The organism is Psychroflexus planctonicus (genome assembly GCF_014640195.1).
GTDB classification, from domain to species: Bacteria; Bacteroidota; Bacteroidia; order Flavobacteriales; family Flavobacteriaceae; genus Psychroflexus; species Psychroflexus planctonicus.
This window is the reverse complement of sequence record NZ_BMGM01000009.1, coordinates 23,139-38,061: the sequence shown is the minus strand read 5'-3', so window position 1 is coordinate 38,061 and position 14,923 is coordinate 23,139. Positions and strand designations below refer to the sequence as shown.

At 36.5% G+C, this 14,923-nt stretch carries 7 protein-coding genes; all 7 read left to right on the top strand.

The features are described 5' to 3' along the window. Nucleotides 1-36: 36 nt before the first annotated feature. The 7 genes from IEV72_RS10310 (at nt 37) to IEV72_RS10280 (ending at nt 14,917) form a co-directional block, all read left to right on the top strand. Nucleotides 37-1,515: a RagB/SusD family nutrient uptake outer membrane protein gene (locus IEV72_RS10310; protein WP_229731885.1), complete on the top strand. Its 1,479-nt coding sequence runs from the start codon at nt 37-39 to the stop codon at nt 1,513-1,515. A gap of 18 nt (nt 1,516-1,533) precedes the next feature. Then, a complete protein-coding gene (locus tag IEV72_RS10305; RefSeq protein ID WP_188459032.1) occupies nt 1,534-3,576 on the top strand; it encodes a carbohydrate binding domain-containing protein in 2,043 nt (680 codons plus the stop codon). A gap of 57 nt (nt 3,577-3,633) precedes the next feature. Continuing rightward, the gene (locus tag IEV72_RS10300) at nt 3,634-5,253 is read left to right on the top strand and encodes a glycoside hydrolase family 16 protein (protein WP_229731884.1); all 1,620 of its coding nucleotides are present in this window, start codon (nt 3,634-3,636) and stop codon (nt 5,251-5,253) included. Between the two features lie 615 nt (nt 5,254-5,868). After that, nucleotides 5,869-9,048 (top strand): glycoside hydrolase family 2 TIM barrel-domain containing protein, encoded by a 3,180-nt coding sequence (locus IEV72_RS10295; RefSeq protein WP_188459030.1) that lies wholly within the window; start codon nt 5,869-5,871, stop codon nt 9,046-9,048. A 6-nt stretch (nt 9,049-9,054) separates the two neighbouring features. Beyond that, nucleotides 9,055-10,503: an Ig-like domain-containing protein gene (locus IEV72_RS10290; protein WP_188459029.1), complete on the top strand. Its 1,449-nt coding sequence runs from the start codon at nt 9,055-9,057 to the stop codon at nt 10,501-10,503. Between the two features lie 64 nt (nt 10,504-10,567). Continuing rightward, complete coding sequence (locus IEV72_RS10285) at nt 10,568-11,383, top strand: glycoside hydrolase family 16 protein (RefSeq protein ID WP_188459028.1); 816 nt, start codon at nt 10,568-10,570, stop codon at nt 11,381-11,383. Nucleotides 11,384-11,464: 81 nt separating this feature from the next. Continuing rightward, nucleotides 11,465-14,917, top strand: coding sequence for a 1,3-beta-D-glucan phosphorylase, GH149 family (locus tag IEV72_RS10280; RefSeq protein WP_188459027.1), 3,453 nt, complete (start codon nt 11,465-11,467; stop codon nt 14,915-14,917). Nucleotides 14,918-14,923: the final 6 nt, after the last annotated feature.

Here is a 14,923-nt window from a genome sequence, read left to right as displayed (position 1 = left end):
AAAATGGAACAGTTGAATCACAAAAAATATTTTAAAATGAAAAATATATTAACCTTAATTATTGCATTCTTCATATTATCATCTTGCTCAGATGATTTTGTTGAAGTGACACCACCATTTGCAGTAAATGACGAAACCTTTTTTCAAGGTGAAGAAGATTATGTCAATGCCTTGATTGCTTCGTATGATATCCTGCAGTCTACTTATGTAAATGTAATGACAAGCGAAATTGCATCAGATAATGTAAACGCTGGTGGAGAAAGTCCAACAGACGTTATTGGGTGGCAACAGATAGATCAAATGGCACACACGCCAATCAATCAGCAATTAAGAGATGTTTGGAATTATAATTTTGCTGGAGTTCAGCGAGCAGGTTTTATTATTCAAAACCAAGATCGTGCAGATTTTGAAGGCAAAACCCAAATTATAGCAGAAGCTAGATTGTTAAGAGCTTATTTTAATTTTCAATTGGTGAAGTTTTTTGGCGGAATACCAATCAAGCCACAAGGACAATTTCAATTAGGAGAAGAATTAACCATACCGCGCTCATCTGTAGAAGATGTATATGCTTATATTGAAGACGATTTGCTTTTTGCTGTAGAAAATATGGATATGGCTTCGCAAGATCCTTATCGTTTTAATCGTTTAGCAGCTCATGCACTTTTAGGAAAAGTATATTTGTATGAAGAAAAATTTACAGAAGCAGCAGAACAGCTTTCACAAGTAATTGATTCTGGAGCGTTTCATTTATATGGTACTCAAGGTGAAGAAGACTACGAAGACCTATTTGAATTTATAGCCGAAAACGGTCCAGAATCTGTGCTTGAAATTCAATATACTGGCGTTCAAGGTGCAGGATTTGACTGTTTGCAATGTAGTGAAGGAAATGTAATGGTAGGATTCAGTGGTGTTAGAGGCTATAACGGTCCTGTTTTTGAAAGTGGTTTTGGTTTTGTACTACCTACCGAAGAAATGTATAATGCATTTACTCCAAACGACTTGAGAAGAGATGTAAGTATTTTAGATATTGAAGCATGGGCTGCAGAAACCGGAGCAAGCTTTAACGTTGGTAACCAAGATTCAGAAACTGGACACACTGGTTATTACAATAGAAAATATATTCCTAGAATTAATGATAATCAGCCAGATGTGAACCTAACACAGCCCAATAATTATAGAGCAATTCGCTACGCAGATGTTCTTTTAATGGCAGCTGAAGCGCTAAATCGTGGTGGCTTAGATGACGAATTAGCATTAGATTACGTAAACCAAGTAAGAAATAGAGCTGGACTTAGCGATGTTCAAGCTAATGGATCGCAATTACTAGACATAATTTATAACGAAAGAAAGTTAGAATTGGTTGGTGAAGGACACCGATTCTTTGATTTGGTTAGAACAGGAAGAGCTTCTCAAAGCATAGAAGGCTTTTCAACAGATAAACACGAAGTATTCCCAATTCCTTTAGAAGAAATTCAATTTTCACAAGGAAGATGGGAACAAAATCAAGGCTATTAATTTAATACCTAATTACAAATGAAATTAATTCAAAAAATAAGCTTTTTATTAGTCGGTTTACTAATTCTAAACGGCTGTGAAGAAGATGATGGCTTGACCGATGTAAACATGGCAAGCCCGCAAAATGTAGATGCTGAGTTTTCTATTAAAAGAGATAACTCAGGCGAAGTTACCATTATCCCAATTGCAGAAGGTGCAGATTCCTTTGTATTGGATTTTGGTGACGGAAGTGAAGTTTCTGAAGAAATTGAAAACGGCGAAAGATTAACTCATGTGTATCCAGAAGGAATCTACGATGTGACCATTACAGCAAAAAATTTCGCAGGAGATGAAGCTGTAGCAACAAAAAACCTAGTAGTTTCTTTTGATCCGCCTGAAAATTTAGAAGTAAATGTCGAAATTAGTAGTTCCGACCCGCTAAGTGTCAGCGTTTCTGCAACAGCAGATAATGCAATTGGTTTCGATATGACATTTGGAGAAATTGAAGATGAAGAACCCATTTTTGTTTTAGCTGGCGAAGTTGGTACTTACACTTATAGTAGTGTAGGCACATTTTTAATCACTGTTGAAGCACTAAGTGGTGGTGAAGCCACAACCGTTTACACAGAAGAAGTTACAATTACAGATCCATTTTTGCTACCTATTACTTTCGAATCTGAAACCGTTAATTATAACTTTAATAATTTTGGTGGAGGCGAAGGTGATGGCGTTGCCATAGTCGATAATCTTAATCCAAATGAAATAAACGACTCAGACAAAGTAGGTTCGTATACCAAAGTTTCTGGCTCAGAAACTTGGGCGGGAACTTCAGCTTTATTGAATGAAAATATCGATTTTTCATCAACAACATCTATTGCAGTAGACGTTTGGTCTCCGCAAGCTGGAATACCTGTTTTATTTAAAATTGAACAAGAAGGCAATCCAGATGTGTTTGTAGAAGCTACGCAAAATACAACAGTAGCTAATCAATGGGAAACATTAACTTTTACTTTGCCAGAAGCCAACCAAAATGATTTTTCAATCCTAGCACTCTTCTTCAACTTTGATACATCGGGTACAGGCGAGACTTATTATTTCGATAATATTAGACTTACAAACCCTGTTTTACTGGGCTTACCTTTAGATTTCGAAGAAGATCCAACTAGTTATTCATTTACAGAATTTGGAGGCGCTCCTACAGAAGTAGTTGCAAATCCAGACGCGTCTGGAATAAACAATAGTGCAAGTGTTGCCAAAACTTCAAAAGCAAATGGCTCTGAAACTTGGGCGGGATCGTTTATTGATATCGATATACCAATAGATTTATCCATAAGTAGTACACTAAAGCTAAAAGTGTGGTCACCAACCGAAAACAATCAGGTTATTCTAAAACTAGAAAATCCAGATACAGGTGCAGAAGCAGAAGTTACTCAAACTTTGGCCACAGCTAATGAATGGGTTGAGGTTGAATTTGATTTTTCTGAAGCAGATGTTAATGAAGAATGGACGCGCATTGTATATTTTTTCAATTTTGGAATTCAAGGAAGCGGTTTAGATTATTATTTCGATGATCTTGCTTACGTAACCAGTGCAGATAACGACTTGATTGGTACTTGGAAGTTAGCCGAAGAAGGTGGAGCTTTAGGCGTTGGACCAAGTGTTGGAGATGTAAGTTGGTTTGCTTGTGATGCAGCTTGTGTTGCAGAAAGAGCTTGCTATTATGACGATACTTATGTTTTCAGTGCAAACGGAGATTTCTCAAACAACTTCGGTACCAATAATGAAACTTGGGTTGAAGAATGGCAAACGGGTTCACCAGACAGTTGTGGAGAACCTGTTGCTCCGCATGACGGATCAAACCCAGCAACTTATGTTTTCGACGCTCAAAACAACACCATTACACTAAATGGAGAAGGTGCATTTATTGGTTTAGCAAAAGCAGTAAATGAAGGCGAATTGCCAAATGTAGCTGTACCAAATGAAGTTACCTACACAGTTTCTTTTGAAAGTCCTACCGAGATGGATGTGTATATTGAATCTGGAAGCGGTGTTTTTTGGCAGTATAAACTTGTTAAACAATAATTGAAGTTTCTTATATTAAGAGAATATATGAACAATATAATTTAAAGAACAGAGATGATGATAAAGAAAATATTTTTTTCAACATTAATGCTTGTCTTTCTTACAAGCTGCGTTGATGACGACTATAATTTTGGTGAAATTCAAGCACCAACAAATTTGCAGATTTCTGCTGAAGTAGTTGGAGCAACAGAAGAAGAACCTTTTGGAGATGGTAGCGGTCGTGTAAATTTTGTAGCAACAGCAGATAATGCAATCAATTTTATTTACGACTTTGGAGATAACCGCCAAGTCAATCAGTCTGGTGGTGAGCTAACTCACGATTACAATGTGGTTGGTGTAAATGAGTACATAGTTACAGTTACAGCAACTGGAACTGGAGGTGCAAAAACTACAGCTACTACTCGTGTAGAAGTATTAAGTAATTTTGATGATCCAGTAACTAAATCTCTATTAACAGGAGACGACACAAAAACTTGGTTTGTTGCATCAGGAGAGCCAGGTCACTTAGGTGTTGGACCACTTGATTCTTTTTCGCCAGATTTCTTTGCTGCTTCACCAAATCAGCTTGCAAGCTGTTTGTATGACGACTCGATAACAATAGCTTTAGATGAAAACAATAACATTACATTTAATCACGATAATGCAGATGTTTCTTTTGTGAATGCAGAATTTGTTTCTCAGCTCGGTGGAGGCGGTCCAGACGATCAATGTTTGCCTGTAGATACTTCAGGAGAAAAATTTGTAAACCTGTCGGCTGCGAGTTCAAATGTTCCTTCAGATTTAAGCACAGGAACACAAATGAATATTTCTGATGGTGGCTTCCTTAGCTATTACATAAATACCAGTAGTTATGAAGTATTAGAAATTACAGAAGATTACTTATATGTGAGAGGTATTTCTGGTTCATCTGGCGGACCTTTGGCTTGGTATCTAAAATTTACTACAGGAAATGACGGTGGTGGAGATGAATCTGAATTAGATACTCAATTTGAAGACCTAGTTTGGTCTGACGAGTTTGATTTAGATGGTGCTCCCGATCCCAGCATTTGGAATTTCGAAATTGGCAACGGTAATGGCGGTTGGGGAAATCAAGAATCTCAATACTATACAGATGAAAATGCTATCGTAGAAGATGGAATGCTGAAAATTACAGCAAAAGCTGAATCTACTAACGGGTTTGATTATTCATCATCAAGATTAAATACATTAGATAACTTCGATTTTGAATATGGTAGAATTGAAGTTAGAGCAAAATTACCTGAAGGCGGTGGAACTTGGCCGGCAATTTGGATGATGGGAGCAAACTTCCCAGAAGTAGGTTGGCCAGAATGTGGTGAAATAGATATTATGGAACACCGAGGTAACGATCAAGACCAAATTCATGGGACATTACATTTTCCAGATAATTCAGGAGGAAACGCTGTTGGACAAACAACAATAGTTGAAGGCGTTTCAAACGAGTTTAAAAATTATACTGTAGAATGGGATGACGAGCAAATTCAATTTGCTGTAGATAACCAAGTATATCATACTTTCCAAAATTCATCAGAAATTCCATTCAATTCTCCTTTCTTTATCATTTTAAATGTAGCAATGGGAGGTACTTTTGGAGGAGATATTGACCCAGCTTTCCAAGAAAGCACAATGGAAGTTGATTACGTTAGAGTTTATCAATAAGCAACATCTTTCTTAGTTTTCTTTTAATTTATAAAAAGCATCATAGTCATTTTTAACTATGATGCTTTTTCATTACACAGTTTTTTAGCGATGTTATTTTCAATATCTATTTGCACTTAACATTAATTATGACGCACAAGTATGCATAGTTTTACCAAAAAAAGATAAATTAGTTGTAGTATAAAAATGACAGCTGTAAAACTTAATATGTTCAAAACTAGACTAAAATTACTTTATTGTAATTACTTTGTTCATGTATAATTAGCTGATTGTATAGCTGCTTAATTCACCATATTTAATATAACGATTGCGTAAATTCAATTAGTTTCATAAAAAAGAAAGAAATATTTTTTACAAATTAGATAATGAAACTTAAAAATGAGCTATTTTTTCTATACAATACCTATACAATTCTAATGAACCTTTATGAAACTACATTTAGAAAATCACACTTCACCTACTTGTTTTATTGATACCTTTTAAAAAAAACTACCGTAAATCAAGTAAACCTTGAATTTTAACTACATTGTATGTTATTTGTAGGGTGTTTCTTTTAAAGCTTTTTTAACTTAATCATTTAAGTTTGAGAATAATGAATTTATAAAATTCGATCAAATGAAAAAATTTATAATCGCAAGTGCATTTTTATTGAGTGTATCCTTCGGCTTTTCGCAAGGTCATGATGTAAAAGTTGTTTCAAACGACCAAGGCTTGAAACTGCAAGTTGATGGCAAAGATTTTATGGTAAATGGTATGAATTGGGATTATTTTCCAATAGGTACAAATTTCAATTATAGTTTGTGGGACCAGCCTGATGACATCATCCAATCTGCTTTGGATTCGGAGATGGGATTGCTCAAAAATATGGGGGTAAACACCATACGTGTATATACAGGTATCCAACCTAAATGGATTGAATATATCTACGAGAATTATGGCATCTACACTATGTTAAACCATTCTTTCGGAAGATATGGACTTACAATAGACGGTGTTTGGACCCCCGTTACTAAATACGATGATCCAGCTACTAAAAAATTATTAATGTCTGAAGTTACCGAATTAGTAAATACGTACAAAGGAACTCCAGGCTTGCTTTTATACTTATTAGGGAATGAAAATAACTATGGACTATTTTGGGCTGGTGCAGAAACAGAAGATTTTCCAGATGAAGAAGACCAAATTAATGCTGTGGGTGAAAACAGAGCTAGACCCATGTATAAACTGATGAATGAAGCATCAAAGAAAATGAAATCTATAGATGACTCTTCTCCAGTAGCTATATGTAATGGAGATGTTTTGTTTTTAGAGATTGTAGCTCAGGAATGTCCAGATGTTGATATTTATGGAACAAATATGTACCGTGGTGCTTCCTTTGGCGATGCTTTTCAAAAAGTGAAGGATGTATATGGTAAGCCAATTTTATTTACAGAATTCGGTGCAGATGCTTTTAATGCTAGAGACAATCAAGAAGACCAGCAATCACAAGCGTATTACATGCTAAACAATTGGAAAGATATTTATCAAAATGCCGCTGGTTTAGGATTAGCCGAAAACTCAATCGGTGGCTTTACTTTTCAATTTAGCGACGGTTGGTGGAAATATGGCCAAACTACCAATCTAGATGTACACGATACCAATGCCTCTTGGGCTAATGGTGGATACGATAGAGATTTAGTTGAAGGAGAAAACAATATGAACGAGGAATGGTTTGGAATTTGTGCTAAAGGACCAACCAATGCAAGTGGTTTATATGATTTATATCCAAGAGCTGCCTATTACGCTTTAAAAGATGCACACGATTTTAACCCGTATGCTGGAGAAAAAGATTTGTCAGATTTGCAAATGCATTTCAACGAAATTGAAATCATGGGTGCCGTACTTAAAGCCCGTGGCGATAAAGCAGCCTTAGGTGGTGGAGATTCAGAAAAATTAAGCATCAGTAGATTGTCAGCTCAGTTTTCAACTTTTTACACAGATGGACATTTAATTACCACACCGCAAACACCCGACCCTGATAGCAATGCATTTCCTAATCAATTAGGTTTTGACCATATGGAATCCTATTTTGTAGGTGTAGAAGCAAAACCTGCTCCCAACATGCGAGCAGAAGTACAATTCAATATTGTAGGCAATGTGGCCGAAAATCCTATTGATGAAATCTTTTATGAAAACCGATCTAGAAATCTCATCGTGGATACTCCAGAAGGTGAAACGGTGTTAAATGATATCAACCGATTAAACGTGTATCAAGCTGAATACGAATGGAATGCTAAACATTTCGATTTACGTGGTTTTTACAGAACTACACATTACCACTGGCAATATGAAGGCGATTTCTTTGGGTTGTACCCAGAAGCCAACTATGGACCCAACTTAGACATTTATGGTGGTGAAATTCTTGGTTTTGAAGTAGATGGAAAAGGTATTGCTGAAGGCTTAAAGGCTGCATTTGGTCCACAACTTTGGTGGGGAGCAAACCCAACCACTTTATTGAAATACAATACCAACGTTGGTAAATGGAATATTACAGGTGTATACAACAGAGATATTCAAACTGAATTGCGTTTCGACGAAAATGGAAGACGTGTACTAGACCAAAACCAAGTTCGAAGTGGTATTATTCCACCATGGCCAAGTGAAAAAATGGCTGTTGCAGTAGAGCGCGCTTTTGGAAAATTTGAAATTACAATAGGAGGCCTTTGGGCTGGAAGACCGCTTAACGGAAGCTCCTATCAAGATTTTACAGAAACCGATGGAAATTATACCGTTTTTGAAGATAAAATCAAATCCGAAGACAACTGGGGTGGAAAAGCAAAATTAACTTACGAAGGTGGAAAATTCAACTGGTATGCGCAAGGAGCCATTATGGGATTAGTTGCTAACGGAAATGCAGATGCAACCCAAACCTTTACCGGCTGGAAATTGAAAGATTCAGGAAGTGGTAATCAATCAAACTTTTTAACCGGATTTACTTACAACATTGGCAACTGGCAAATCGCACCAAACTTTATGTGGCGTAAACCGTTAGTAGACCCAATGCCTAATGATGTGAATGCACCTGGAAGACTACGTAATTTTATAGACGATCCATTTGCTGTAAGAGAAGGTAGTAGAGAAACAACCGCTGGAGAACTTTTACTTACCTACGACCCAACACCGGGAACATGGATGTACGAATGGGATAACGACCGTTCTGAAGATGCTGCTTTTGCTATGAGTGCTGGCTTTGTTTATAGACATTTGCCCACAACAATGGATGGACATATCGGTTTCGAGGCAGATCGTACTTTTTTCGCCTTTCCAACTTCTGCACCAGCTGAAGATTTATGGGAAGCCAACACCAGAATAGTTTCTAAATTGAGTCCAGATTTAGGTTTTATAGGAAACTTCTACTACGGTAATGGACAAGCCAACGGTGCCGATACGAGATTAATTACCCGTTATGGCGGCGATATAAGAATGATTTACAAAAAAATAAAAGTGCAAACCCATGTAAAAGTAAACGATTGGGGTCCTTTTGATTACCATAGAGACTTCAACTTAACTTTTCCATTGCAACTCATGTTAGACGTTTCAACCACCATTGGAAAACCAGATTGGTTTATCCTACCTAACACGAGAATTGGTATCCGTGGAACTTGGCGTTCGCTAAACGAAAATTCACCAAGGTACGCACCAGCAACACCACCTGAAAATGTGTTTCCACCGCAGCCAACCCTTAACCCAATTGGTTTTGCTGATGGTTCGGAATGGGAAATCAGAACATATATTCAATTTAACTTAGGAAAATAAAATACCATGAAAAATAAAAAATATAATTCATTTAATTTTACTTGGTGCTTAGCAACTGCATTTTTGATGATGCTAAGCTGTGAAAGAGATATTTCAGATGATGCCGTTTTGGCAACTTTTCCAAATACAGGGGAAATTTTTACAGACAATCCTGTTGATATGGGAGAAGACTTTTATTTTCCTTATGATGATGCTTTTCCAGAGGCTTGGTCTGTTGACGAAGAAGAAAGCTACGAAGGAAGTGCATCCATGCGTATCGATGTACCTAATGCCAACAATCCAATAAGTGGATACGCCGGAGGAATACTTAGAATAGACGGAGCAGGCAGGGATCTTTCTGGTTATGATGCACTTACTTTTTGGGCAAAAGCTAGCGAAGGTGTAATTATAGATGAGCTTGGTTTTGGTGAAGATTTTGGTGATAATAAATACCTAACATCCATCACTGGTCTTAGCTTATCAACAAATTGGCAAAAGGTAATTATTCCTATACCTGATGCTACAAAACTTACACAGGAAAGAGGTATGCTAAGGTTTGTAGGTACTCCAAAAGAAGTAATAGATAATGATGATGGTATACTAAACGGTTATGGCTATACATTTTGGATAGATGAATTACAATTCGAAAATTTAGGAACCATTGCTCAACCTCGACCTGCTATTGAAAATGGTCAAGATGTAGTGACGCAATCGTTTATTGGAGGGAATGTAAATGTTGAAGGACTTACACAAACCTACAATACCACAGAAGGTGATGTAACAACATCTGTGGCACCAAGCTATTTTGTGTTTTCTTCATCAGATGAATCTGTAGCTACCGTAAATGAAAACGGTTCAGTTAATATAGTTGGTCAAGGAACTGCACAGATTACTGCAACTTTGGCTGGAGATGATGCACAAGGCTCTTTAACAATAGAATCTGCAGGGGATTTTATTCCAGCACCAACACCTACACAAGATCCCGAGAACGTAATATCTCTTTTTAGTAATTTCTACGAAAATGAACCGGTAGATTTTTATAATGGATTTTATGCTCCTTATCAAACTACAACATCCAATGACTTTTCGATTAATGGAGATGATGTTCTCTACTATTTAAATTTCAACTTTGTGGGGATAGAATTTAACCAAAACGTTCCAACTATTGACGGGAGCTCGGTTACGCATTTGCATTTTGATATCTTTATTCCAAATCAACCACCTGCAAATACAGGTTTAAGAATTGATTTAGTAGACTTTGGACCCGATAATTCTTTTGGAGGTGGAGATGATACCACAGAAGCTCAGGGCTTCACCAACGGGTTTGTTGCAGGAGAGTGGATTTCCATAGATTTTGATATTACGGGCTTAAATCCAAGATCAAATTTGGGACAGATTATATTGGCAGATGTAGCAGGGACTTCACCACCTTCTGAATTTTATGTGGATAACATTTATTTCTATTCAGAAGACTAGGATAAATTTAAAAGCCAATTTGCAAAATCTATTATTTTACTGAAAATAACACAAAATAAAGAAGATGAAGAAGATAAACAGATTAACAAAAACAATGCTTTTCATTAGCATGATTACATTCAGCTTTTATAGCTGTGACACAGACGAAACTCAAACCGTAACGACTTTTGATAATTTGGTTTTTGAAGAAAACTTTGAAGGCGACCAATTGGACATGAATATATGGGATTATGAAATTGGTACCGGAGTAGACGGTTGGGGAAACCGTGAACTTCAATATTATACCGATAGACCTGAAAATATAAAAGTAGAAGACGGAATCTTAACCATTACAGCTAGACAAGAATCTTTTCAAGGTTCAGGTTATACTTCTGCTAGAATTTTAACCAAAGACAAATACAGTCAAAAATACGGGCGAATTGAAGCACGTATGAAAATGCCTTGGGGTCGTGGTCTATGGCCTGCATTTTGGATGCTTGGTGAAAACATCGACGAAGTAGGTTGGCCACAAACTGGCGAAATTGACATCATGGAATACCGTGGTCAAGATCCTACCATCGTGCACGGAAGCGTTCACGGACCAGGTTACTCTGCTGGAGAAGCGGTAACCAAAACCTATAATCTAGAGAATGATAGATTTGATACCGATTTTCATGTTTTTGGAATTGAATGGGGCGAAAATTACATCAATTATTATGTTGATGACTTTTTGTACAACCGAATCACTCCCGAAGATGTAACTGGAGAATGGGTATTTAACAAACCTTTTTACATGTTAATCAACATGGCAGTTGGTGGTACTTTTGTAGGTTCACCAACTCCACAAACGGTTTTTCCACAAACTTTAGAAGTAGATTATATTCGAATTTACGAGAAATAAAAAAAGAAAACAGAGCGGTGTATAATTTAATATATGCCGCTTTTGCAGCTAAAAGCATAAGATTAAAAGATAAAAAAAACAATGAGTCAAGACACAACTATGGGTAATCAAACATCTAAAAAATCTGAATTAGAACAAGTAAGATTAAATGGTGAAAAATTTTTAAAAATCACGAATAGTGATGCAATGCGACCATTCTTTATGAGCATTGTAAGCGATTCTAACCATTGGATGTTTATTTCAAGCAACGGCGGACTTACTGCTGGAAGAAGAAATGCACAATATGCATTGTTCCCATATTACACAGACGATAAAATAACAGAATCTGCTCACTACACTGGAAGCAAAAGTATTTTCAAAATTCATCATGAAAATGAAACCAAGATTTGGGAGCCTTTTTCCAATCGTTTTGTAGAACAATATGAGATAACTAGAAACCTTTACAAAAATATATATGGGGATAAAGTACTTTTTGAAGAAGTAAACCATACCCTAAAATTAAAATTTACCTATCGCTGGTCTACCAGTGACGAGTTTGGATTTGTAAAAGAATCAAAACTAGAAAATTTAAGTACAGATCCAGTTGAAGTTGAAATGCTTGACGGCTTACAAAATGTACTTCCAGCTGAAGTGGACAGTGCGTTGCAAACCCAAAGTAGCAACTTAGTTGATGCCTATAAACGAAGCGAACTAGACCAAAAAACAGGTTTAGGGATTTTTGCGCTCAGCGCCGTTCCAGTAGATAAAGCTGAACCCAGTGAAGCTTTAAAAGCCAATGTAGTTTGGTCTTTGGGTATTGAAAATCCAGCCTATTTACTTTCTTCTTTACAGCTTGAGAAATTTAGAACAGGCCAAACCATTAATCAAGAAACCGATGTAAAAGCGGAAAAGGGAGCTTATTTTATACATAAAAAGCTTCAACTGAAAGCCGAAGCCAATGCAACTTGGCACATTGTAGCGGATGTGAATTACAACCATGCTGCAGTTGTAAAACTTCAACACAAACTAAATCAAAATCAACTTTTAGAACGTATTGAAAAAGACATTCAATTAGGAACTGAAAAGCTCATTCAGCTCAATGCTGCGGCAGACGGCCTTCAGCGTTCTAACGATAATTTGAGAGACATTCGTCATTACTCCAACACCATGTTTAACATCATGCGTGGCGGAATTTTTGATAAGAATTACCAAATTGAAAAATGGGATTTTACATCCTACGTAAATAAAGCCAACAAACCTTTAGCTGAAGAATTGGCTAAGGTATTAAATGAGTTACCTGAGCAGTTTAGCTTACATCACATCAAAACTGTAGCCGAAACGCAAAATAATGAAGACTTTTCAAGACTCGCCTTTGAATATTTACCGCTGAAATTCAGCCGTAGACATGGCGACCCTAGTAGACCATGGAATCAATTTTCAATCAATACCAAAGACGAAAATGGAGCTAAAATTCTGGATTACGAAGGAAACTGGCGAGATATTTTTCAAAACTGGGAAAGCTTAGCACATTCGTATCCCGAGTTTATTGAAAGCATGATTTACAAATTTTTAAACGCCACCACATTCGATGGCTACAATCCATACCGTGTAACCAAAGACGGTTTTGATTGGGAAACCATCGAACCAGACGATCCTTGGTCGTATATAGGTTATTGGGGCGATCACCAAATCATTTATCTACTCAAGTTCTTAGAATTTTGCCAGGATTACAAACCCGAGCATTTAGCAAAATTATTCAACAAGTCGGAATTTGTATATGCCAACGTTCCTTATAAAATTAAGCCGTATCAGGATATTTTAAAAGATCCAAAAGACACTATAGACTTCGATCACGATGCAGATGTGCAAATTCGAAAAAACCGTAAGACATTTGGTGCAGACGGAGCTTTGTTGCAAAACCAAAAAGGAGAAATTATTCACGTTAATTTCATTGAAAAAATATTAGCTACCGCTTTAGCAAAACTCAGCAACTTTATTCCTGAAGCGGGAATTTGGATGAACACCCAACGACCTGAATGGAACGATGCCAATAACGCCTTGGTGGGTAACGGAGTTTCCATGGTTACCTTGGCTTACCTACGCAGATTTCTCTCCTTTTTTGATGAACTATTTGAAGGTCTTGACCAAGCGGAAAGCTATTCTGTTTCAAATGAATTGGCAGGTATGTTCAGCAAAATGAAAGATACCTTCACCAAATTTAGCGAACTAACCCAAGGGAAATTTAATGATAAACAACGCAAGCAAGTTTTAGACGAACTCGGCGAAGCAGCCAGTTTGTTCAGAACTCAAGTCTATAACAATGGTTTTTCAGGTGAAAAATTGAGTCTTTCGGTAAAGAAAATCCAAGAATTCACCAAGACCAGTTTATCTTATTTAGAACATGCAATTGAAGCCAATAAGCGCAAAGACAATCTTTACCACGCCTACAATTTAATGACGGTTAAAGAAGATGAAGTAAGTATAGATTACTTATCTGAAATGCTGGAAGGTCAAGTTGCGGTGTTGAGTTCAGGTTATTTAAACGCAGACCAATCCTTGGCTTTATTAGATGCCTTAAAACAAAGTGCCTTATTCAGACCCGATCAATACAGCTATTTACTGTACCCAAATAAAGAATTGAAAGGCTTTTTAAAGCGCAATACCGTTTCAGAAGCAGCAGTAAAATCTTCTCAATTGTTACAAAAATTGGTAGAAGATGGTCATACTGGAATCATTGAAAAAGATGTGGAAAACCACTATCATTTCAATGGAAATTTCAACAATGCCAAGAAATTAAAAGAAGCCTTATTAGCTTTAAATAATCAAGCTTACTCGAGTTTGGCTAAAAAAGAAATGGACAGCATACTTCAAATTTATGAAGAAGTATTCAATCACAAATCTTTTACCGGTCGTTCAGGTACTTTTTATGGTTATGAAGGTTTAGGTTCTATTTATTGGCACATGGTTTCAAAATTGCAATTAGCGGTTTTAGAAACCTGTATAAATGCCATTCATGCAAATTCTTCAGCAGAAGTAGTAGGTCGGCTTTTAGAACACTATTACGAAATCAACGAAGGCATTGGCGTTCACAAATCGCCTAAATTATATGGTGCATTTCCAACCGATCCGTATTCGCATACGCCACAAGGAAAAGGAGCACAACAACCAGGAATGACGGGGCAAGTAAAAGAAGATATTTTAAGCCGTTTTGGAGAATTGGGTGTTCACATTAAAAATGGACAGCTTCAGTTTAATCCGCATTTATTAAGAAAAACAGAATTTTTAGATGAACAACATATTTTTAGATATGTAGATGTATCCAATCAAAAACATGAGCTTCAAATAAATGAAAATACATTGGGCTTTACCTTTTGCCAAGTTCCTATAATTTATACTGTTTCTAACCAAAGTGAAGTAGTCGTTGAGTTTAATAATTCAGCTTCAGAAAAAATTGATGGACTTCACTTAACAAAAGAAATCAGCCATCAGTTATTCAACAGAACAGGAGATATAAAAATTATTCACGTTCAAGTAGCATCATCCATTTTAAAATAATTTGAT